The sequence below is a fragment of the Acidobacterium sp. S8 genome (assembly GCF_009765985.1).
GTDB lineage: Bacteria > Acidobacteriota > Terriglobia > Terriglobales > Acidobacteriaceae > Alloacidobacterium.
This window is the reverse complement of sequence record NZ_LMUM01000037.1, coordinates 64,320-87,297: the sequence shown is the minus strand read 5'-3', so window position 1 is coordinate 87,297 and position 22,978 is coordinate 64,320. Positions and strand designations below refer to the sequence as shown.

Sequence of the window (22,978 nt, the reverse complement as noted above, 5' to 3'; positions counted from 1 at the left end):
TATGCGGCACGCTTGCTGTAACCAGCCCAGTAATTTCCCAAAATCGCACGAATTACACTTCAATCTTATAGAAAACTTTGCGCCGTAAGCGGTCTCAAATACGCCGCAGGGATATGTCGTCCATTTCGACAGAATCAGGCGTTTCTCCCGATGAGTTGTCCGACGATGTAAGCGGAATTCTCACCTCGGCCTGACAACCGATGGCATCTACCCGGTTTCGCAATTCAAGAGAACCGCCATGGGCCTCGGCAATCTGCCGCGCCAGTACGAGGCCGACGCCGCTTCCATTAGTTTTTGTTGTATAGAAGGGCACGAACAGGTTTCCTGGATTCGTCAATCCTGGCCCATTATCCTCCACAAAAATTGAGACCATATCTCCGGCAACGCGGCTGCGGATGGTGACTGAAGGCTCGCTCACCAGTCCTGCTTCTTCGCGGTCATTCACCGCTGCTTCGACTGCATTCTTCACCAGATTGATCAGCAACTGTTCGATCTGATCCGCATCTGCCGTCAAATTCACCGGCTGCACCTCGACTACATTTACCGTAAGACGCGTTTCCAGCCCGGCGACACGATCCAGAAGCGCCGGTAGAGGAACCAGTCGCAATACTGGAGCAGGCAGCTGAGCCAGTTGCCGATACGCCTGCACGAAACGGTTCAGCGCCTCGGCCCTGCTTTCGATAACGTTCAGTCCGCGCTCGAAATTAATTGCGCTCTCCGGCGGCAGCTGCGCGATGCGTGATCGCAGGGTTCCGGCTATCGATTTAATGGGCGCGAGCGAATTGCTGATCTCGTGCCCCAGCACGCGAATCAGCCTGCGCCATGCAATGCGCTCTTCTTCGCGCAGTGCACTGCTGACATCGGAAAGCACCAGCAGAGTATGAGGCACGCCGCGCTGGCGAAAGCTGCTGCGCCGCACCATCCAGCGGGCTTGTTGCCCCTGGGCTTCGATCGCCGTAATGCCTTCATCGGGCTCATCCAGAATCCTGCGCAGTCCCAGCTCGCCGGCATTGCGTCCAAGATCGCGCGCCGCGTTGAGATGCAATACACGCTCCGCGGCCGGATTCACCACTCGCAACGCTCCCTGCTCGTCGAAGGCCAATACTGGCGCGTCCATCTCGAGAATCACACGTCGCAGCAGGGCAACTGCTTCCAGAGCACTCAACCGTTGCGATTGCAGAGCATCAGCAAGCTGGTTGATCTCAATTGCCAGCTCGCCTAGAGAATCATGAGGAGCGGCTCCGCGAGCGCGGAAGGAAAAATCTTCTTCTCTTAAGGCTGCCACCACGTTGGCCAGAGTTTGCAGCGGACGCACCACTTGTTCGAGAAAGATTGAAGCTACCAGCAGAACGACAAGAGCTAAGGTCGTCAGAGAGCCGATGATCAGAGACAGTGAGACATGCTCGATCCAGAGCAGAATGGCAGAGAGCACGAAGATAGGAATGCAGAGCGAAGCGGTCAGAACCTTGATCTTCGCTTCGAAGCTGATTCCTTCTCGTGGAACTTTGCTGGTGGCGGCCGTGCGCCGGTGGTTCTGTTCTCGTCGGCTCCTAGATGCCATATTTCTCCATCCGCCGGTACAAAGCGCCACGGCTTAAGCCGAGCGCTTCAGCAGCCTGACTCACGTTTCCATTGGCGCGAGTCAGTGCCTTGCGGATGAGAATACTCTCTACGGATTCCAGGCTCATGTCTTCGAGCGTCTGGCTGGAGGCGCGTGCCTGGTTCAATCCCAGATCGGAAGTCTCGATGACAGGCCCACGCGCCATCAGCACAGCCCGCTCGATTGTGTGGTCAAGCTCGCGCACATTGCCCGGCCATGGGTGCTGCAGCATCACCTGCAAGGCGGCAGGATTAATCCCGTCCATCTGTTTACGGTAACGCGAAGCATAGCGATTCAGGAAGTGTGCAGCCAGCAGCGGTATATCTTCGCGGCGCTCGCGTAGTGGTGGCAGATGAATCTCAACTGTGTTGAGGCGGAACAGGAGATCGCCGCGAAAACGGCCTTGTTCTACTTCGACGTGAAGATCGGCGTTCGTAGCTGATAGGACGCGCACATTCACGCGCCGCGTTTTTGACGAGCCGACACGCTCCATCTCACCGGTTTCAAGCACGCGCAACAGCTTGGCCTGCTGACGCATGGGCACGTTGGCAATCTCGTCTAAAAACAGGGTGCCCCCATCGGCCAGTTCAAAACGACCTATCCGCTCCGTTCGGGCGTCGGTAAAAGCGCCCTTCACGTGACCGAATAATTCGCTCTCGAAGGTGCCTTCTGGCAGAGCGCCGGTATTGACCGCAACCAGCGAGCGCGTGGCTCGCTGCGAAAGACCGTGCAGCATTTGCGCTACGATTTCTTTGCCTGTTCCGTGCTCGCCCGTAATCAGAACGTTCGCATCTGACGGGCCAATGCGCGTGATCGTGCTCAGTACAGGTTGCATCGCAGCCGCAGTGGCGATCAAGTCAGGAAGATTCTGCCCGCGCAGGATGCGGTTTTCCGCTTCCAATTGATATGCCCGTCTTACAGCGTGATGCAGATCGATCTGGGTGCGCAGAACCGTTAGCAGCCGGGCGTTGTCCCATGGCTTGGGAATGAAATCTCTCGCGCCGCGCCGCATGGCCTCGACTGCAACCTCGACGTTCGCCCACGCTGTCATCACAATCACCGGAACATGACTGTCCAGTGCCTTAATTTGCGTGAGGAGGTCGAGTCCTTCTTTGCCGGAAGTCGTATCCCTTGTGTAATTCAGGTCGACAAGTAGCGCATCGTATGTGCCGGATTGCATGGCCTCGATCACCATGGCGGGCGAAGACGCCCGTTCCAGCACGAAGGCTTCCGGCTCCAGCAGAAGCTCCAGCGCGTCCAGAATATGCGGTTGATCGTCTGCGATCAGTATGCGAGGCACATGCGGAGCGGCGGTGTTGTTTTCCGCCCCGCCGAGTTGAGATGTCGTGGTCATCGAAGACCTGAGTATACCGTTAATGGCAGCTTACGGCTGCGTGTGCGTGATAACACCGGCCTTGGCGTCATCGATAGAAACACTCATGTGGTCTAGGGTAGTGCCGGTGGCACGATCGATATCTACCTTAGCCTTTTCATAGGCCGTCTGCGCTAACACCAGCGCCGATTGCGCTACTGCCAGATCGTGATCGGCAGCAAGCGTGTCATAGCTCGATTTCGATCCGAGTTGCTGTTCTTCCTTGGTGATGTCAAAGGTCTTCTGAGCCAGATCCTGCGCCTTTTGCGCAGAATCGACACGCGCTCTTGCCTGTTCTAACGCATACTGCGAGTTGCGCACGTCGAGACGGATGGTTTTCTTCTGCTGTTCGAAAGTAATCTGGTTCTGGCGGAATTCGAGCACAGCGCGGAACTGGTCAGCTTTCGCAATTCGGTTACGCAAGGTTATGTTCAGGTTGAAACCCACACGGTATTCCGGAGCGGTGTAGTTGAATGTGTTCTGCAGTGTGGTGGCAAAATCAGGAGGCAATGTCGTAGAGCAGTTTTCGGGCCCCAGGCTGCAATATGGATTAGCCGGGCCGCCGGTGCTGGTACCCGCGTAAAGTCCATAGACCGAGAGCGATGGAAGGAGCGAATTCTTAATTGTCTTCAGGTTATCCTGAGCGATTTCCATCGCAATCTGGTCTTGCGAAACGTCGGGGCGATTCTTTTCAGCCTGCGCAATCAACGCCTCTGCCGCTTTTCCCTCGTTGTCGTCCGCCGTTCCTTCATGGTCCAAAGGCACAACCGGCATGTCTTCGAGGGTAGGATCGTCGATTTCTTTCGTCAGCGCGTTCTTGATGAGCAGTTCGTTCAACCGCAACGCCGCCTTGGCTACAGTGAGGTCTCCTTCGCGTGCGGCGACGTCAGCCTGATCTTTCATGACCTGTAAAGCTGGAATGGCTTTCAACTCCAATTGTTTCTGGTCGTCATCAAGCGTCTGGTTCGCGTATGACAGTGAGCGTTCCTTGATCACCTCATCTTGATAAGCATTTACGAGATCCCAATAGATATTTTCTACTTGCGTGATTGTCGCAATCGTCTGCGCTTTGAAGCTGAGATCGGTAAGCGTCTTATTTTTCTTGGCAATCCGGATGTATCTCTCGTTCGTACCAAACCCAAAGCCTGCGAGCAGCGGCTGGCTGATAGTAAATTGGAAATCCGAAAAGAGATTTGGATTGACGGCAAAATATGGGCTATTTACGGTATACCTCTGCCCGATGTAGCCAGCCTGAATGTTCGTGCCCAATGAAAAGGACTGTGTGTATTGGGTCGTAAAATCAATGGTGTTTTCTTTCAAAAGTGGAACACCGATTGAGAATACATTCGGTTCTTGCTGAGTAGTGTGATCTACATAAGATTGCACAGTCAGTTGCGGATCGAAGGAGTTGACCAGGGTACCGGAACCTAAAGTGGACTGCACCAGACCGCCTGCACCGGCTGCCGTTGCGCCGCCGGACGATGCCGATCCTGCCCCTGAGCTCGATGATCCGAATCCTCCCTGTGTCCCCTGCTGGACTGCCGTGTTCACGCCTCGCGTCTGGCCACCAGCTTTGGTGCGGGAAATATCCATATCGGCAATTGGCATGTTGTAGCGGAAGTAGGCGAGATCCAGGTTGTTTTCAATCGCCAGTGCGATTGCGTCTTTCAACGAAATATAGATCTTTCCATCGCGGATGAGCTGTTGCAGGCGCGGCGAGTTCGTCAGGTTCAACGAAGGCGCGGTGCTCGGCGTGTAGGGCGAAATAGGATTATGCGAGTGAGGCAGTTCGACGTGGAACGGCACGACAGAAGGAGCGGAAGCTTGCATAGCCGCATTCTGCTGGGCAATGGTAGGTGGCGGGGATGCCTGCTGCGCTGCTGGAGCGTCCGGAGCGGTCTGCTGCTGGGACGCAGGAGCGGTCTGCGCGAAAGTGCTGGAGGATACGAGGCAGCAAAGCGCTGCTGCAGCCAATCGTTGCTGTAACCGGGACCCGTGATTCACGACGCGCTCACCTCCGCGCCGAGTTCCGGATTCGAAGTATCCTTCACCATCCAGCCGTCGCGAACTTCAATCACGCGGCTGCCGTAAGCGGCGTTGGATTCGGAATGCGTCACCTGGACGATCGTGGTTCCCTGTTCGTTTAACTCGCGGAAAAGCTCCATGATTTCCTTGGCCTGGCTCGAATGCAGATTGCCCGTCGGCTCGTCGGCTAGCAGCAGCACCGGCTTGTGAATCACGGCGCGCGCTATGCCTACCAGTTGCTGTTGTCCGCCAGATAACTGCGAAGGATATAGATCTTTCTTGCCGACAATCTGGAAGCGGTCCAGGGTATCCGCGACAAGTCCCTGCCGCTCGTTACGAGGAATGTCTTTGTAGGACAGCGGAAGATCGATATTTTCCTGCACGGTCAGATCATCGAGCAGGTGATAGCTCTGGAAGACCATGCCGATGTTCTTCTTCGCCAGCTCAGCCCGCTGCTTGCGGTTCATCTTATGCACCGGCTCGTCTTTGAGCCAGTACTCGCCCAGCCACTGGTCATCCAGCAAAGCCAGCACATTCAGCAATGACGATTTGCCCGCGCCCGAAGGCCCCATGATGGTGAGAAACTCACCTTCCTGAATCGTGAGATTGATGCGGCGCAATACCCAGGTCTGCCCCGCTCCCGTTTTGTAGCTGCGTTCGATGTTTCTCAGTTCAATCATGGAGTGTCACTTCCTTCACACGCTCTCGAAACAGAAAGCATCCGCGGTACATTATTGGTGAAACTGTCTTACCGCGGCTGCCTTCCTTGCGTCTTTTGAGGCAATGATCTACCCCCAGCGCACAACATAGACCCCATGCGCGGAGTAAACCACTGCCCAGAATGTTTGATTTACCGTGCTTCCAGCACCTGTTCCAGTGCATCGCCTTCAGCGACAACCTTGCCGTCGAAGAGATGAATGTTGCGCTCTGCATGGCGTGCAAAACGAGGATCGTGAGTCACCATCACGATCGTTGCGCCATCCTTATGCAGATTCTGCAGCAACTCCATCACCGCTTCGCCGTTGCGCGAGTCCAGGTTTCCGGTAGGTTCGTCAGCCAGCAGGATGGACGGTGAACCAGCCAATGCGCGAGCCACAGCGACACGCTGCTGTTGACCGCCAGAGAGCTGCGAAGGATAGTGCTTCATGCGGTGCGCCATGCTCACGCGCTCCAGCGACTCCTGTACGCGCCGCTTGCGCTCCGCAGCCGACATGCCGGTGCGATACGTAAGAGGAAGCTCGACGTTCTCATAAACCGTGAGGTCGCCGATCAGGTTGAAGCTCTGGAAGATGAAGCCGATCTCCTGGTTGCGAATGCGCGAGCGCTGAGCGAAATTCAGGTTCTCTACCGCATGGCCGTTCAGCAGATATTTTCCCGCCGTCGGCGTGTCGAGCAAGCCGATAATCGAAAGCAGTGTCGATTTGCCGCAGCCTGACGGCCCCTGCATCGCCACATATTCGCCCTTGTTGACGGTGAGATGAATGCCCGAGAGCGCGTGCGTCTCGATCTCGTCCGTATAGAAAACCTTCGTCAGCCCTTCAATATTGATCAACGCCTGTGGATTATCCATGTCTACCTCGCTCCTCGTTTTCACCCGCTATTCCAAACGAACCTTATCGGTGTTGTCGTACCGCGACATATCCGACAAAATTACCCGATCGCCTTCATTCAGACCACTCAAAATCTGAATCTGCGTAACTGATGCCTTGCCCACCTTCACCTGCACCCGGGCCGCTGTCTTGCCATCAGGTTCGTACTTGAACAGACTGATGGTGCTGTCAGGATTCCCGAATGCCGGACGACCGACATACATCACGTTTGTCAGCCGCTGCAGATCGACAGTGCCGTCCACGCTCAGCTGCGGAACCGCTCCCGCGGGAAGGGCTCCATCTAGCTTTACGTCAACCGTACGCGTTCCGTTCACTACGGCGGGATCAATTCTTGTGACATGGCCTGGAACGATACCGTTATGCGTATCAACTTCCGCCGGCTGGTCCAACAGAATATCGTGTGCCTGGGTTTCTGCGATCTTCAGCTGCGCTTTGAGCTGGTTCGGTACCACGACCGTGGCAAGCGTCGTTCCCGGAGCAACGTGGGCGCCTACGCCCAATGAAGGCTGATCGCCTGTCGCTGTGCCGGTAGTGTTAGCCTGACCGAGCGAAATCAGCACACCATCGATGCCCGCGCGCACTTCTAACGCAGCTTTCTGGTCCTGCTTCAGCTGCAGCAGCGCCTTATCCTGATCGATCTTCGCCTGCTGCACATCCAACTGCGTCTGGATAGCTTTTTGATTGATGTCGATCTGCTCTGTAGAAATCGTGTTCTGCGTGGTCAGAGCATCCGCCGAGGTCTTCGACTTGTTGTAATCAAGGCCGCTAATGACACCAAGGTCATAGCGCTTTTTGTCGATCTGCGCCTGTAGTTCCGCCTGACTGTAATTGGACGTCACAGTTGCCGCAGCTACCTTCTTATCCATGAGGGCGCTTTGCAGCGTCGCTTGCAGGTTATGGTATGCGACCTCGTCAGACTTCAGCTGTAGTTGCGCAGTCAACAGCTCCTGGTCGAGTTGCGGATCAGCAAGATCCATCAGGACCGTATCCGGAGCTACTTTCGTTCCAGGCAGAACACGGATGCGCACCACCGTCGCCTCAGTTTGAGACGGAATCAGGCGGATGCTTTCTTCGCTGGGTACCAGTGTTCCCAGTCCGCGCACCTGCACGATCATGGGACCACGTTTCACCGTGTCGGGCCAAACCGTGCTGGCATCCACGCCGGGTGCAGCCGGTTTCAGCCGGTAAACAGCCGCCGCCGCAGCCGCGACGACGACCAGCCCAATCGCCCCGATTAAAATCTGGCGACGTAACTTCTTCTTCCTAATATCTGGCCGAGCGATATCCATCGACTATAGACATTGCAACTGGCTCGCCACTTCTTGCCCTGCAGATAACCGCTTTAGATTCAATTCCGTCGTGCCTGCTGCCCTCCAGCTGTTTTATTGCTGAATGGTCATTTCCGGAATGCAATGTCCGTTTATGGACACCCGTCAGGGCCGCGCGGCTAGTAAATCAATTTAAGCGAAAACTGGATTTGACGTGACGTCCCTGCCGTTTTGCTGATTTCGCCGAAACCAGAGCCTTTGATGGTATTCGTCGGCAGCCCCATATTCACGATATTGAATAGGTTGAAGAATTCGGCGCGGAACTGCACATCCATCAGCTCACTACCGCTTTTGCGTGTCCCAAACGGCGTGTCTTTGATGAGGGCGAAGTCATAGTTGTAATATGCGGGCCCACGGAAGGAATTTCGCGACAGGGTTCCGAAGCGTCCGCTGTTCGGCCCGGTTCCGCCAGCCAGATTGATTGGAATATAGAAATACGACGCATTATTTGCGCCTTGTCCGAAGTAATCCTCGCGCACCTTGCGTGCCGACGAGAGATGCGGCTTCCCGATCTGGTCGGGCCGATCGGTACCGTTCGATCCAGCGCCGGTCTGCTGTACGCCGGAATACACAGTGAAAACCGATCCGCTTGTAATCGTTGAAATGCTCAGCAGCTCCCACCCGCCGGTAAGCTTCTTGCTAACCGGCTCCAGGAAACCGGCGCTGTCCAGGTGTAGATCCTGTGCCAGGCTCAAGCCGAAACTGTGTGCGACGTCGAAGCTCGATGGTCCATACTCGGCGTGCGTGTTAAACGGGTCCTGCGGAAGCACTTGCGACACTGCGCCCGTGGAACCGGTGCCTCCGCCCAACACTCCGCTGGTGTCATCCAGTGATTTCGACCATGTGTAGCTTGCCTGGACTCCGGGACCTCCGCGCGGGAAGGTGCCTTGCAGCGATGTCTGGAACGCGTTGTAGTTCGAGCGCGAGGTGTCATCGATAATCGATTCCACGCCGAAGCCGCCAATCACATTTCCGTCGCTGTCGAACTGCGTGTGGGGAGCGAACTCGGGACTCGCTCCCGGATAGCCATTGGGAAAGGTCATGCGGGGCAACTTCACGCCAGCCGTGCCCACGTAGCCCACGTCGGCGGTCAGATGACCGAACTGCCGCTCCAGACCAAGCGTCCACGTGCCCAGATATCCATTGCCGAACTTGCGATCGATCCCGCCGAGGTTCAGCGGCGTAATCTGATTCCCCGGCGTCAACGCTGCCATGTCGTGCTCGTAGCGGTCTACATCGAAGATCGTATTCGCCGGCACTTTTTTCGTGTCGCCGCTGGCGAAGATGTCCTGGCCAGAAGGTGTATAGGCGCGCGGCAGCACATCCGGCGTGATCTGGAAGCCGTAATGAAACTGCGCTCCCCGCGTCGCGCTCAGGTGCGGATAGATCACGAAAGGCGTCGAGCCGGTGAGTGAGTTGTCCTGCCAGATATTTGGCGGAATCGTCGTGATCGCGCCACCAACACGTACATGCAGCTTCTCGGCTGCACGCCAATCCAGCTGTACCCGTGGCCCCCAGCCCGTGTAATTCGTCTGGTAGCCCGGCTGCGGATTCACAAGAAACTGCTGCTGGCCATCGATCGTATCAAATCTGGAAGTTCGCTTCGCCCGTTCCACGATCGGCGTATAAATCTCGTACCGTACGCCATAGTCGAGCACAAAACGATCATTCAGCTTCCACGTATCCTGCACATACATGGCGAAATTGTTACGGTTAATTGCCGCGGGACCAATGTGGTATCCGTTTGAGAAATAGGGCGGAGCGACGGCCACGTTATATGAAAACGGAGTGCCGGTGAGCAGACCTGAAAGAGTGTCCGGTAGCGGGTCGCCAACGTGAACGTCGTGCATACCGCTTTGCGACTTTATTTCGACGGGCGAATATGCGGTACCGCCGCCGAAATCATACTCGCCATTCACGCTGGTGCCGAAATACGTTGTATCGCGATTCAACCGGATTTCGCCGCCCCACTTCCATGCGTGTTTGCCGCTGATGTAGGCAAAATTCTGGCGCGCCTGAAAGAGATTTCCAAACGACGACATCACCGAGCCCGCTGCGGAATTGAAGGCCTCAAACAAGCCGTCGTTGAACTTCACTGCCGGATCGGTATGGTTTGGCGTGGGAAACTGCGGTGTCGTTCGGGTAAAGCTGATGGACGACTCGAACGAATATCGCGGAGAAACCGTGCGGCTGTATGTCAGCACGCCATTGCGCTGATGATCGATATATTCCACCCCGAAGCTGCGGTCGATCGCCGTCTGATCGGGATTCGTCGTCGGCCCGGAAAGATTGTCCCAGTTAAAGCGCGCGAACAACTGCGACTTCTCGTCCATCTTCTGGTCGATGCGGATCGAGAACTGATTTGCAGTCGTATCGACCTTTGAAGAAGTCGCATACGTGTGCGCTCCATATGCACCCTGCGGATAATTCGGCAGCGGATACCGCGTCAGCACCTGCGCAATCTGTCCATCCACGGGGACATACAGCGTGTCACCCGCATAGGCGCTCGTGTCGAGTCCGGCTCGTTCGTCCGCTGTTGGAACCGCGAGCACCTGCGTCGTTCCCAGCACCTGCCGGAACCCCTGATATTGGCCGAAATAAAAGGTCTTCCCGCGTCCGTCATACATGTGCGGAATCACGACCGGGCCGCCATTCGTAAACCCGAACTCATTGCGGCGGAAGGGAGGGATTCTTCCTGTCGGAGGATGATCGAAATAATTTCGCGCATCCAGGGCTGAGTTGCGCAGAAATTCAAACACCGATCCGTGAAATCCACTTTTACCAGAGCGAGTGATGATGTCGGTGAAGCCGGAAGCGCCACGGCCTATCTCTGCCGGCATCCACCCCGAGTTGGATTGAATGCCTTCCACGGCATCGACATCGAAATTGGTAAATGTGCCGCCGCCCATCTCCGGATCGCTCGTATCTGCGCCATCCATCGCAAAGGTTGCTTCCACGCCGCGTTGTCCGTTGATGGCAAACTGCTGCGTGAAATTTGTAGCGCCATTCGCGTCGGTCATTGTGCCGGCAGCCAGCAGCAGCAACTGGCTGAAATCGCGCTTGTTCAACGGCAGTTCACTCACGGCGCGACTGGAAAGTTGCTCACCGCCTGTGGCTGCGGGCTGTTCCTGCGGATAGCTGACAGCAACTGTATTCTGATCGACTAGTGTAACTATGACAGCTACATGAGTGGAATCGAGCAGAAGCGGCTGCGCGAGATGAAGAGTCTTCCCGCTCACTTCCAATGACAATTGATATTGTCCCGCTTTCAGGTTTTGGAATGTGAAACTTCCGTCTGCTTTCGTGACCGCGACGACTTCGTGTCCCTGGCGCGCCAACCGAATTTTCGCGCCGCCGATCGCGGCACCAATAGCGTTATGGAGCACGCCGCCGGATGTCGGCATAACAGCCTCGTTCTCCTGCGCTGCGAGAACGAAGCATTGCGCAACACACAAAAGCGCCAGGAGCGCCACACACCGGAGCCGTCTCCGGAAATTAATTTCAGCAGGAACCAGAGTCAAAACAGCGTTACCTTTTCTCGGAAATGTGCTTTGCGGAAACGTTTTATTAAAACGAGTCTACGTACACAAAGCGCCATTATATGGGCACAATGACTACCTTGCCCACTGCACCCGGGTGAGCCGTGTAAAGAAATGGGTGAGTGAGATGATCGGCACGCCGAAGAAAGCCTGTACTCAACAACATCTTGACGCGCAAATAACAGCGCTTCTTTACACTATGCACATGCAAGTCAGCCCCGTCATCCTGGAAGGCACACTCGTCCGCCTGGAACCGTTAAGCATGGATCACTTACCCGCGCTCGTCGAAGCCGCGCAGGACCAGCGGCTCTGGCAGTGGTGGACGGATCCGATGAAAACAGAGAACGATATGCGCCACTATATTCAGACTGGGCTCGATGGTTCAGCCGCAGGCACAATCATCGCCTGGGCGACGCGATCAAAGGCCGACGGCCGCGTTATCGGCGCAACCCGGTTCGCCGATATTCAATCCCGCAACAGAAATTTGGAAATCGGCTGGACATGGCTGAACCCGGCCTATCAACGCAAGGGTATCAACGTAGAAGCCAAATACCTGCAGCTCACCCATGCCTTCGAAAAGATGCATGCGCGCCGCGTCGCGTTCAAAACTCACCACAATAATTTGAAATCTCAAGCCGCAATTCAGGCACTCGGCGCGAAGCCTGAAGGCGTCTTTCGTAATCACGTCGTCATTCACGACGGCAGCACACGCCATACTCACTGGTTCAGCATCATTGACGAGGAGTGGCCTGAAGTAAAAGCGAGGCTGGAACAGCGTATGCTTCGCTTCGCGAAACAATAACTTCAGAGTCAAAGTGAAAAGGTCCGAGGCTCTCGCTTCGGACCTTTTTCATTAACAACGGCAATATGGCCGAGCGAATCAGTGCTTGCCAGCAGTCGTTTCCACTGGCATCTTCTGCACCTTGCTGTGTTTCGTCGAATATGTGAAATAAATCACCAGTCCAACTACCAGCCAGATACTCACTACGATCCACGTCAGCGTGGGCAGGTTCGCAATCAGGTACAGCGCGCTGATGATACCGCAGATCGGCACCAGCGGCACCAGCGGCGTTTTGAAGGGCCGATGCAGCTCAGGTTGCCGCACGCGCAAAATCCACACGCCCGCCGAAACAATAGCAAACGCGAGCAGCGTGCCCATGTTCACCATCGCGCTCAGCTTGTCGATCGGCAACAGCGCCGGCAGAAAAGCGACGATGGTGCCAACCACAATATTCGAAATCCACGGAGTGCGAAATTTGGGATGGATGGCGCTTGCCCATTTTGGCAGCAATCCATCGCGCGACATCGAATAGAACACTCGCGACTGTCCCAGCAACATCACCAGCATCACAGTGCCAAGGCCGAAGACCGCGCCGATCTTCACCAGAATGCCGCCCCATCGCACGCCTGTCGCGTCGATGCCGATGGCCACAGGTTCGGCCACGTTCAGCGCCTTGTAGCTCACAAGACCCGTGAGCGTAAGCGAAACTGCGATGTAAAGGATCGTGCAGATCACCAGCGACCCGAGAATGCCGATAGGCATATCGCGCTGCGGATTCTTCGCCTCCTGCGCTGCCGTCGATACCGCGTCGAACCCAATGTATGCGAAGAAGACGGATGCCGCGCCGGCAGCAATACCGCTGATGCCGAACTGTCCCGGTCCGATCTTTGGCGGGATAAAAGGATGCCAGTTCATCCGGGCCAGATCAGGATGTTGCAACAGAAAGCCGATTCCCAGAAAAAGGAAGATGCCTACAACGCCAACCTTCACGAACACAATCGCAGAGTTGAGGTTGGCCGATTCCTTAATGCCGCGTACCAGCACCACTGTCACCAGCGCAATTGCGACAAAGGCCACCACATTAAAGACGCCCGTCACATGCGGCATCCCCGACGTATCCGTCACACCCATTGGAAGCGACATGAACGGCATCCAGCGGCCGTGATAGAGATACAGCACATTGCCGTAAGTCGTCGTAAATCGTGCCAGCGAAGCAGAAGGCGTCAGCCCAATCTGCTCCAGCAGGCTCAGAAAATATCCTGACCAGCCCGAAGCTACGGTGGCCGCGCCGAAGGCATATTCCAGGCAAAGGCACCAGCCGATAATCCACGCCACCAGCTCGCCCAGCGTCGCATATCCGTATGTATAGGCCGAACCGGCAATCGGAATCAGCGAGGCAAACTCGGCATAGCAGAGACCCGCAAAAGCGCAGGTAATGCCCGCCAGAATAAAGCTCAGCGCAATCGCAGGTCCTGCGTGCAGCGCGGCGGCCTGTCCGGTCAGCACAAAGATGCCGGCTCCGATCACCGCTCCCACACCGAGCGTAATCAGGTTCACCGGCCCCAGCGACCGCCTGAGTGTGTGCTCTCCCTCTTCACCGGCTTCGGCTGTCAACGAGGAGAGCGGTTTGACTGCAAACAAATTAGCCATGTACGAGCGCGTTCCTTCCAAAGAAAAAATCAATCATGTTTCAAACCGTCGTAACTTCCTGTCTGCGACGCGACCAGATCAGGTAGACAGGAACGCCAAGCAGCACAATGCACAGTCCCGGCCAGGTAAATTGCGGCTTGTAGCGCAATAATACGACACATATCCACGCCGCCATACCTATATAAAGGGCAGGCAGAACTGGATATCCTACAGCACGGTAAGGACGTTCGGCATCCGGACGCTTCCGCCGCAGCACAAACAGGCAGGCGATTGTCAGAATGTAAAAGATCAGCTCGGTGCAGATGATGTAGTCGAGCAGCTGGCTGTACGATCCCGTCAGGCAAAGAAAACACGTCCAGATTGCCTGCACAATCAACGCCGCCACCGGCGTCTTGTAGCGCGGATGCAGCCCGCTTGTCGCCTTGAAAAACAGGCCGTCGCAGCTCATTGCGTAGTAGACGCGCGCCCCGGCCAGAATCATCCCGTTCGCGCAGCCAAAGGTAGAAATCAGGATTGCCGCGGCCATCAGAAAAGCGCCGCCGTTATGGAAGATCTGCTGCAACACAGCCGTCGCCACGCGGTCTTCCGCCGCATACTGAATGCCGCGCGCAACCGCCGTCGCGCCGTGCGGATCGCCAACCAGCGGCAGCGCAAACAGATACACAAAGTTTGCCGCCACATAGAGCGAGATCACGACCACCGTGCCAAGCACCAGGGAAAGCGGCAGATTTCGCTTCGGGTTGCGAATCTCGCCTGCGGTAAACGTCACGTTATTCCACGCATCGGCTGAAAACAGTGAGCCCGTCTGCACTACAGCAAGAATCGCCAGCAGCCCGACCATCGCAATCGGGCCACCCACACCTACCTGCACCGGGTGCAGCACATGCCACGAAGCATTTTGCCAGAAGTTGTGGCCAAAATTCGCCGCCATCGCCGCCGGATTTTTGCCGAACCAGAAACCGAGAATTACCAACCCTAAAAGCGACGCCAGTTTTGCGGTCGTAAAAACGTTCTGCACCAGAGCGCCGAGACGCACGCCAAAAATATTCACCACAGTCAGAAGAAGAACAATCAGAATGCCCGTCAGGTTCGCTGTGTTCAAGCCGACATCCATATTACCGAGCACCATTGGACCAATCTTCAGAGCCGGAACATGACCCAGCTTCAGCAGCCAGTGCGATGAAGAAATCGTCGGGAAAAACACTCCGAGAAACTTGCCGAACGCCACGGCAACCGCGGCAATTGTGCCCGTCTGGATGACGAGAAAAAGCGTCCACCCAAAAAGAAAGCCCCACAGGGGGCCCAGGGCTTCTCTCAGATAAACATATTGTCCGCCTGCTTTGGGCATCATCGCCGCCAGCTCGCCATAACTGAGTGCGCCGATGATCGTCATGACTGCTGTCACCAGCCAGGCGCCAATCAGCAGCGCGGGCGAACCCACACCGCGACCAATCTCCGCCGGAACGATAAAAATGCCCGAGCCAATCATCGAGCCGATGACAATTGCCGTCGAGCTGAACAGCCCCAGCCGTTGCACCAGATGCGGGCTGTCTGCGTTCGTTTGTATTGGAGAAGGTCGGGTGCTCGTGGTCACTTGATGTTTGTTCTACCGGAAATTTCCGAATTGCGCCATGACTTTGGGAAGGGCTTGCTTCATTCCATCAGCGCACCGGTAGTCAGTTTGGTACCAGCACGCGCGAAACTTGATACTGCGGCCGTTCTAAGAATCCGAAATGCGATTGTTAGCTTTTGAAGACGGCTGCGCACTCCCTAACAATCGAAACCATTTTTTATTCTGTGCCGTCCACCTGTATGGATATTGTCTACCTGGGGAAAACCATCATGCTTCATAAAACAAAAGCAGTTTGGTCATCCATTCTCAGTATCATCTTACTCACTGCAACCATGGTACTAGCGCAGCAGGCGTCAACGGAGAAAGCCCCTCCTTTTCCACCCAAAGTTTATACGGCCAAAAAGATTTTTCTATCCAATGCCGGAGCCGACAGCGGACTCTTCCCGCATCCTTTCAGCGGCAGCTCCGATCGCGCATATAACCAGTTCTATGCTGCGCTGCAATCATCGGGGAAATTCACGCTTGTCGCCGACCCGGCAGAGGCCGATCTCGTTGTGCAGCTGCAGCTCGTCGCGCCCAGTGGTCCTAAAGATGCCGACAAGACAAAAGGATCGTCTGACCCGCTGCCTATGCTGCGCCTGACCATCTTCGACCGCGCCACGCACTACATCCTGTGGACGCTCACCGAATCCATTGAAAGTGCAAATCTGCAGAAGACTCACGATCGCAATTTCGACGATGCGCTCAGCGCCCTGGTGAAAGATTGGAAAGGTCTTACTTCAAAGGACGCGCCCGCAACGCCGTAAAAGCAGCATGTCCGGGAGTCGAAATCTGGGGCCCATCTTTCGTACTTTACGAAACGGCAGGAAAGCGCAGCCATCATCGCCCAGCAATCGCAAGAAATTCCCGAGCGATCTTCGCCGGTTCCTCTGCCGATCCAAACAACATTGAGATCACAGCAACCGAATCAGCCCCGGCCGCGAGCACTTCAAACGCATTCTCAAACGTAATGCCGCCAATCGCAACCAATGGCTTGCGCGTCAGCCTGCGCGCCGCACGCACGCCGTCCAGCCCCACCACCGCGTCAGGATTCAGCTTGGAAGTCGTCATAAATACTGGCCCGATCGCAAGATAGTCCACAGGGAGCGCATCGGCGGCCGCTACCTGCTCAAGGTTGTGGGTCGAGATTCCAACCATCCGGTTCGGGCCAACAATCCTTCGAGCTTCGGCAACAGATTCATCGTCCTGCCCCACATGGACGCCATCGAAATTCGCACGTACGGCAAGCTCCGGATGATCATTCATGATAAGCGTGACCGCGCTCGTGGCAGCCTTCCTCATCCTGTCTGCATCGATAAGAATCTCGTCATCGCTGCCCTGCTTATTGCGATATTGCAGCAACGTAACGCCTGCCATCTCCAGTTCAGTCACAGTGTGTACCAGATAGACACCGCGTTCAAAGGAAGGCAGCAGAGAGGCATCCAGAATGGGATAAAGCGAAGGTAACGAGAATGACATAGCCCTCTCAGGATAAACAAATTCGACGTTTCCTGACACTTCATTGCCCTCCCTTGCACCGCTGTGATAAGAGAAGAGCAGCGCTCGGGGCGCATCCAGTCCGCGGAAAGGGCTCTGCCCACCCAACGAGTTTCACAACTGAAGGTCGCGAACCTTCTTTCAGCCTGATTCGTGCGGACTCCAGGCATGCACTGAAAGGAGATTCGTATGCCCAACCCGCAGGATGCCCTGCCTCTTCCTCCTCGTCCCAGCCTGGAACGTTATAGAAAACTCGCCAAAGAACTCGTCAAAGCCGGAAAGTCACATGACGGAAACGCCATCAGCGAGTGGACGAATCGATGGATCGAAACACTGGCACAACGGGCAGGTAGCAAGCCGTCACTCGCAGATGCGAACCGGACCGAATCCTTCGCTCGGGAAAAGCTTGCCGAGAAATGCACACTCACTAACGCGCAGTTTGTGATCGCTCGCTCGCATGGCTTCGAAAGCTGGCCCAAATTCACGCGACACATGGAAGCCCTCACGCGGGAAAACTCGTCCGTCGGCAGATTCGAGGCCGCTGCTGACGCAATCGTCACCGGCAAACTATCTGTGCTGCAACGATTACTGCACGAAGATCCACCACTCGTCCGTATGCGTTCGACACGCGAGCATCAAGCCACGCTGTTGCTCTACGTCGCCGCAAATGGTGTCGAAAATTATCGCCAGAAGACTCCGAAAAACATTGTGCAGATCACGAACCTGCTGCTCGAAGCTGGAGCGGAAATCGATGCAACAGCAAATGTCTACGGCGGAGGAGCCACCACACTCGGCCTGGCTGCAACCAGCATTCATCCTGAACTTGCCGGAGTGCAGGAACCGCTTCTCCAGACCTTGCTCGACCACGGCGCAACCATTGACCAGCCACGCACTGCAGGCAACAACCATCCGGCTGTATTGGGATGTCTGGCAAATGGTCGTACAAAGGCTGCGGCATTTCTCGCCAGCCGTGGCGCTGGCTTAACGCTGGAATCGGCGGCAGGCATTGGCCGTCTTGATCTGGCCAAAAGCTACTTCAACGATGACGGCGCTCTGAAGCCATCCGCAACAAGGAAACAGCTGGAATCAGGATTTCGGTACGCATGTCTATATGGCCATACCGGAATGGTTGAGTTTCTTCTGGAGAGAGGCGTCGATCCTGCAACGCAGGGCGACGACGGCCAGACCGGCTTGCACTGCGCCGTCATCGGCGGCCATCTGAACACAGTCAAAATCCTACTGCAGCACAATCCGCCGCTCGAGATGAAGAACATCTACGGCGGAACAGTCTTCGGCCAGACACTATGGTCGGCAGCGCACGGTGGCGATCCGGAGATCTATATCGGCATCATCGAAACACTGATAGCCGCAGGCGCTGAACTCCCAGCACGCCACGTGCCCGTGAATCCGCGAATCGACGGTTGGTTAGAGCAACATGGAAGCTACGCCGAGCCGAACTGGTATTGGTTCGGTGAAGAGCCTCGATCGAACGCAGAGAAAGACGAGCTAGGGAATTACTGAATTCCTTCTGCTTCTTTCCGCTCTTTTTCGCGCTCGAAATAACGCTCCATGAACTTCGTATCGAAGTTGCCTTCGCGGAATTCCTCATCCTGAAAAATCCCACGATGCAGCGGAATCGTCGTGTGAATCCCCTCGACGACAAACATATCGAGAGCGCGCTGCATGCGAGCCATTGCCTCTTGGCGGTCTTTGCCATGCGCAATCAGTTTGGCAATCAGCGAGTCGTAATACGGCGGTACAACTCCCTCGGCATATTGCGCCGTGTCTACACGAATGCCATTGCCTCCGGGAACGTTGAAGACGTTTATCTTACCTGCTGATGGCGTGAACTTCTCCGGATGCTCTGCATTGATGCGGCACTCAATCGCATGCCCTCGAATCGTCGTCGGCTCCGGCAGAATGCTCGACAGCCTTTCGCCTGAAGCGATGCGCAATTGCGCCTTGACGAGATCGATACCAGTCACCAGCTCGGTCACCGGATGCTCCACCTGGATGCGCGTATTCATCTCGATGAAGTACATCTTGCCGTCTTCATCCATCAGAAATTCAATCGTGCCCGCATTCTGGTAACCGACATGTTCGAGCGAACGCTTCAGCGTCTTGCCGATCTCGTCGCGCATCTTCTGCGTTACCTGTAGCGATGGCGCTTCCTCAATCAGCTTCTGGTGCCGTCTCTGGATCGAACACTCGCGCTCGCCAAGCGAAATCACATTGCCATGCTCATCGGCCAGAATCTGGAACTCGATGTGCCGCGGCCGCTCAATAAACTTCTCCATGTAGAGAGAGCCGTTGCCGAAGGCATTCGAAGCCTCGCTGCTCGCAGCTTGAAAAAGCCCCGGTAGTTCTTCTGCCGAGCGCACCACACGCATGCCGCGTCCACCACCGCCCGCAGTCGCTTTCAGAATGACCGGGAAGCCGACAGACTTCGCCCACTCCAGCGCCTCATCTTCGCTCGCGATGACCCCATCGGAGCCAGGAAGAATCGGCACCTTGGCCTTCTTCATCGCCTGACGCGCTTTTTCCTTCTCGCCCATCAGCCGCGTCACTTCTGGCGGTGGTCCAATGAACTTGATGTTCGAAGCGCGGCAGACTTCGGCGAAGTTCGCGTTCTCGCTCAGCAATCCATAGCCGGGATGAATCGCATCCACATCGGCAATCTCCGCCGCGCTGATGACCGCTGGAACGTTTAGATAGCTCTCCGCCGAGCGCGGAGGTCCAATGCAGATCGCTTCATCCGCAAAGCGCACGTGCAGCGAGTTGCGGTCGGCCTCGGAATACACCGCTACCGTGCGAATCCCCAGTTCCTTGCAGGCACAAATCACACGCAGCGCAATTTCGCCACGGTTGGCGATTAGAACTTTTCGAAACATAGAAACCTAGCGCGGACGAACCGCAAAGAGCTGCTGGCCGTATTCCACCGGCTGACCATTCTGCACAAAGCGCTTGACGATCTCGCCCGATGCGTCGGACTCGATCTCATTCATCAGCTTCATGGCCTCGATAATGCAAAGGACCTGGCCCTGCTCCACCTGGTCGCCGGCCTTCACAAATGCAGGCGTGCCAGGCGAGGGCGACTCGTAAAATGTTCCCACGATCGGCGACTTCACAATATGCAGGGAAGCGTCTTCGTTCTCAGCAGCCGGAGCCGGTGCAGGCGCGCCACTCGGAGCAGCAGCAGCTTGCACCGCAGGCAATGTTGCTGGAGCCGGTGCGGATGCCAGTAAGCGGCTCAAACCCGCGAGATCCGCGGCAGAGCCTTCCTGCGCAAACTTGATGCGAACCTTCAGCTCGCCGCGTTCAAGATCAAACTCGCCAATCTTGTTTTCTTTCAGAAACTCAATCAGTTCCTTGAGCTCTTTCATCTCTTCTGGATTCATCTTTGAATGTCTCTCAAGTTCTCAGGCATCATAGCTGGATCAACGCCTTCGGTGCAGGCGTCAGAATTTTTCCGCCGTTTTCCGTCACGGCAACCATGTCTTCAATACGAATGCCAAACTTCCCTTCAATATAAATACCCGGCTCAATCGTAATCACCATACCGGGCGCAAGCAATTGTTCCTGACCTGCGGCCACGCGCGGCGACTCGTGAATCTCAATGCCCACGCCATGCCCAGTGGAATGCGTAAAGTACTGCGCCAGCCCTGCTTTTTTAAGCACCGCGCGCGCGGCTTCATCCACTTCGCCGCACGTCGCGCCAGGTTGAACCGCGGCAACCGCAGCCTCCTGCGCCTCCAGCACCGCATCATACGCGAACTGCGCTTCCCTGCCCGGCTTTCCAAGGTGCACAGTGCGCGTCATATCGGAGCAATAACCTTTGAGGATAACACCGAAGTCCAATGTTACGAAGCCGTTGCGCGGCAACTTCGCGGTTGTGGCCCGCCCATGCGGTAACGCCGAGCGCTTCCCGGAAGCTACGATCGTCTCAAATGACATGCCCTCTGCACCCATGCTGCGAGCAAAAAATTCGAGATCAGCGGCAATCTCCGATTCAGTCGCTCCGCTCTGTATATGCGGTAGCACAGCCGTAAACAGATTGCAGCCGAGTAGTGCCGCCTGCTCCATGAGCAACAGCTCATCCGCATCCTTCACCATGCGCAGAGCAGAAACCGCTGGCTTTCCCAGCGGGTGAAAGAAGCCGCGTCGCTTCCCCGCAGTCAACGCTCCCCGCATCATGTCCAGCGCGGAAACCGTCGTCTGTTCCGGATCAAAATAAGCCCGCGCCACGCCAGCCGCATCCAGCCATGCGCAAGCCTCACGCAGCGCCGACTTCTTCGCAATCACTGGGCGCGCGCCTTGGGTCTCTTCCTTTGCCTGTGCCGTATAGCGGCCATCTGTAAACATGGCCGAGCGTTTCGCTGTTACCGCCAGCACTGCATTCGATCCGGTAAAACCGCACAGATAGCGCACATTCGGAAGATGCGACACCAGCAGCGCATCCAATCCCTGCTTCTTCATCTGCCCACGCAATGCGCGCATTCGCTGAAGAAAATTCATCCCTCATAGATATATCAGGAATGAAGCAGAAAAGAGGAAGGCCGGCACCGCATGCAGATTCAATCTCTTCTATACTTGGCCTTTCACCATGCAACGCGTATATCCCAAATTCCTACTCTCCGCATTCTCGCCTGAGCACTTCCCCGCGCCCTCCATTCCCGAGGTCGCATTCCTCGGCCGCTCCAACGTCGGCAAATCCAGCCTGCTCAATGCTCTCCTGGGCTCGAAGCAGGCGCACATCTCGTCTACACCCGGACGCACACGCTCCATCAATTTTTTCTCCATTACCGATTCGCCCGACCGCCAGCAGCCCCAGCTTTACTTCGCCGATCTGCCCGGATACGGCTATGCGAAGCTCTCGAAATCCATCTCCTCCGAATGGCCCAAATTCATCGAGCCCTACCTTGCCGAACGCCCAACCCTCGCGCTCTGCCTCTGCCTAGTAGACAGCAATATCCCGCCGCAGAAGAGCGATGCGCAGCTCATTCATTTCCTGCAGGCGCATGACCGCCGCATTCTCGTGATCGGAACCAAGGCTGACCGTCTCTCCGGAAATGCGCGCGTCAAAGCGCAAGCAGAGCTGCGAAAAGGCCTCGCGGTTGAAGACCTGTTGCTTTGCTCCTCGAAAACGGGTGCTGGATTGAAAGAGGTGTGGTCTGCGATCTACACCGCAGCAGAAGATGAGGGCTGAATCACCGGCTGGCCGTCGCTCAAAATCTCAACCGGAACGGCAATCTCACCCGAGTGAATGCGCTGCTGCAGGAGTCCTACAAACCTGACCAATTCATCGGCAGTGAATCGTACATATCTTTCTTTCGACAGTTGTTTCTGCAGATAGCGCGGGCCAAGCCGCAGCCATTTCACACGCGAGTCCTCATCGCTCCCCAATGCTTCCGCAGCCACAGCATCGACAAGCGGCAGCCACTTCGCGGCATCCTGTGAAACGCTCCACGTCACGACCAGCGAACCGACCGTAGCCACTGCAGCGGGAAGCACCTTCGCTCCGCGCTCAACAAATTTTTCTGACTGCAGCCCTTCGCCAGCCACAAGGTCAGGCTGAACTCCGCGCTCCAGCATCGCAGCCGCAGACTGCGCTGGATCGCTTACCAGCACCACCGATACTGGCTGTTTCTTGCGAATTTCATTTTTCAGAATGCGCAACGCCTCATCCAGGCTGTTGACCATGAAATCGCAGATACCCTGCCGCAGCGCCTGCTTCGCGCGTTCAGCATTCCCATCCACTGCCAGCGAGGCGGCGCCTGCAATATTGCTTGCAACTGCGATTGCCATACCGCGACGATCTAATTCACCCGCGAAAACCAGCAGCCCACCCGCTTCCAGGGCAATAGACGCGAGTGCCGTAAATCGATCGAATATTTCGGCTGTGTCGGGATAATTCTGCTCAGTCATCTAGATGCTTGGATGCCGTCAGACTGAACGAGGTCTGGA

18 protein-coding genes are annotated in these 22,978 nt (G+C 56.1%); 4 read left to right on the top strand and 14 right to left on the bottom strand.

Going from position 1 to position 22,978, the window contains the following annotated elements:
• Positions 1-94 precede the first annotated feature (94 nt).
• The 7 genes from GSQ86_RS19170 to GSQ86_RS19140 form a co-directional block, all read right to left on the bottom strand.
• Positions 95-1,561 (bottom strand): PAS domain-containing sensor histidine kinase, encoded by a 1,467-nt coding sequence (locus tag GSQ86_RS19170; RefSeq protein WP_158751802.1) that lies wholly within the window; start codon positions 1,559-1,561, stop codon positions 95-97.
• Positions 1,551-2,954, bottom strand: coding sequence for a sigma-54 dependent transcriptional regulator (locus GSQ86_RS19165; protein WP_158751801.1), 1,404 nt, complete (start codon positions 2,952-2,954; stop codon positions 1,551-1,553). Before GSQ86_RS19165 ends, GSQ86_RS19170 begins: the two co-directional genes overlap by 11 nt.
• A 30-nt stretch (positions 2,955-2,984) precedes the next feature.
• Positions 2,985-4,976, bottom strand: coding sequence for a TolC family protein (locus GSQ86_RS19160; RefSeq protein ID WP_254062494.1), 1,992 nt, complete (start codon positions 4,974-4,976; stop codon positions 2,985-2,987).
• The gene (locus tag GSQ86_RS19155; RefSeq protein ID WP_158751800.1) at positions 4,973-5,677 is read right to left on the bottom strand and encodes an ABC transporter ATP-binding protein; all 705 of its coding nucleotides are present in this window, start codon (positions 5,675-5,677) and stop codon (positions 4,973-4,975) included. Before GSQ86_RS19155 ends, GSQ86_RS19160 begins: the two co-directional genes overlap by 4 nt.
• A gap of 170 nt (positions 5,678-5,847) precedes the next feature.
• Positions 5,848-6,567: an ABC transporter ATP-binding protein gene (locus tag GSQ86_RS19150; protein ID WP_158751799.1), complete on the bottom strand. Its 720-nt coding sequence runs from the start codon at positions 6,565-6,567 to the stop codon at positions 5,848-5,850.
• Positions 6,568-6,594: 27 nt separating this feature from the next.
• Entirely contained in the window at positions 6,595-7,896 is a 1,302-nt protein-coding gene (locus tag GSQ86_RS19145; protein WP_158751798.1) for an efflux RND transporter periplasmic adaptor subunit, read from the bottom strand.
• 158 nt (positions 7,897-8,054) lie between these two features.
• The gene (locus tag GSQ86_RS19140) at positions 8,055-11,339 is read right to left on the bottom strand and encodes a TonB-dependent receptor (RefSeq protein WP_158751797.1); all 3,285 of its coding nucleotides are present in this window, start codon (positions 11,337-11,339) and stop codon (positions 8,055-8,057) included.
• Between the two features lie 262 nt (positions 11,340-11,601).
• On the opposite strand from GSQ86_RS19140, the gene GSQ86_RS19135 reads away from it, so the two are divergent.
• A complete protein-coding gene (locus GSQ86_RS19135) occupies positions 11,602-12,276 on the top strand; it encodes a GNAT family N-acetyltransferase (protein WP_254062571.1) in 675 nt (224 codons plus the stop codon).
• Positions 12,277-12,354: 78 nt separating this feature from the next.
• Here GSQ86_RS19135 and GSQ86_RS19130 read toward each other — a convergent pair whose 3' ends face one another.
• Together GSQ86_RS19130 and GSQ86_RS19125 are read right to left on the bottom strand one after the other, a co-directional pair.
• Positions 12,355-13,905 (bottom strand): amino acid permease, encoded by a 1,551-nt coding sequence (locus tag GSQ86_RS19130; protein WP_158751796.1) that lies wholly within the window; start codon positions 13,903-13,905, stop codon positions 12,355-12,357.
• A 40-nt stretch (positions 13,906-13,945) separates the two neighbouring features.
• Entirely contained in the window at positions 13,946-15,499 is a 1,554-nt protein-coding gene (locus GSQ86_RS19125; RefSeq protein ID WP_158751795.1) for an APC family permease, read from the bottom strand.
• Positions 15,500-15,747: 248 nt separating this feature from the next.
• Between GSQ86_RS19125 and GSQ86_RS19120 the strand changes: the two genes are divergently transcribed.
• The gene (locus GSQ86_RS19120) at positions 15,748-16,284 is read left to right on the top strand and encodes a hypothetical protein (protein ID WP_158751794.1); all 537 of its coding nucleotides are present in this window, start codon (positions 15,748-15,750) and stop codon (positions 16,282-16,284) included.
• A gap of 73 nt (positions 16,285-16,357) precedes the next feature.
• Here the strand turns inward: GSQ86_RS19120 and thiE are convergent, their stop codons facing one another.
• Entirely contained in the window at positions 16,358-16,996 is a 639-nt protein-coding gene (gene thiE / locus GSQ86_RS19115) for a thiamine phosphate synthase (protein ID WP_158751793.1), read from the bottom strand.
• 207 nt (positions 16,997-17,203) lie between these two features.
• Here thiE and GSQ86_RS19110 point away from each other — a divergent pair, with 207 nt between their 5' ends.
• Positions 17,204-18,535, top strand: a complete 1,332-nt coding sequence (locus tag GSQ86_RS19110; protein ID WP_158751792.1) for an ankyrin repeat domain-containing protein — start codon at positions 17,204-17,206, stop codon at positions 18,533-18,535.
• On the opposite strand, the gene accC is transcribed toward GSQ86_RS19110, so the two are convergent.
• From accC to GSQ86_RS19095, 3 genes are read right to left on the bottom strand one after another with little or no spacing between them, the layout of a single operon-like run.
• On the bottom strand, positions 18,529-19,905 hold the full coding sequence (gene accC, locus GSQ86_RS19105; protein ID WP_158751791.1) for an acetyl-CoA carboxylase biotin carboxylase subunit: 1,377 nt from the start codon (positions 19,903-19,905) through the stop codon (positions 18,529-18,531). The genes GSQ86_RS19110 and accC overlap by 7 nt on opposite strands.
• A gap of 6 nt (positions 19,906-19,911) precedes the next feature.
• The gene (accB, locus tag GSQ86_RS19100) at positions 19,912-20,412 is read right to left on the bottom strand and encodes an acetyl-CoA carboxylase biotin carboxyl carrier protein (protein WP_158751790.1); all 501 of its coding nucleotides are present in this window, start codon (positions 20,410-20,412) and stop codon (positions 19,912-19,914) included.
• 28 nt (positions 20,413-20,440) lie between these two features.
• Positions 20,441-21,511 carry a Xaa-Pro peptidase family protein gene (locus GSQ86_RS19095; RefSeq protein WP_254062493.1) on the bottom strand — a complete coding sequence of 357 codons (1,071 nt, stop codon included), beginning with the start codon at positions 21,509-21,511 and terminating at the stop codon, positions 20,441-20,443.
• Positions 21,512-21,617: 106 nt separating this feature from the next.
• Between GSQ86_RS19095 and yihA the strand changes: the two genes are divergently transcribed.
• Complete coding sequence (gene yihA / locus GSQ86_RS19090; protein ID WP_158751788.1) at positions 21,618-22,220, top strand: ribosome biogenesis GTP-binding protein YihA/YsxC; 603 nt, start codon at positions 21,618-21,620, stop codon at positions 22,218-22,220.
• Here yihA and GSQ86_RS19085 read toward each other — a convergent pair.
• Positions 22,193-22,939, bottom strand: a complete 747-nt coding sequence (locus GSQ86_RS19085) for a hypothetical protein (protein WP_158751787.1) — start codon at positions 22,937-22,939, stop codon at positions 22,193-22,195. The genes yihA and GSQ86_RS19085 overlap by 28 nt on opposite strands.
• Between the last annotated feature and the right edge of the window lie 39 nt (positions 22,940-22,978).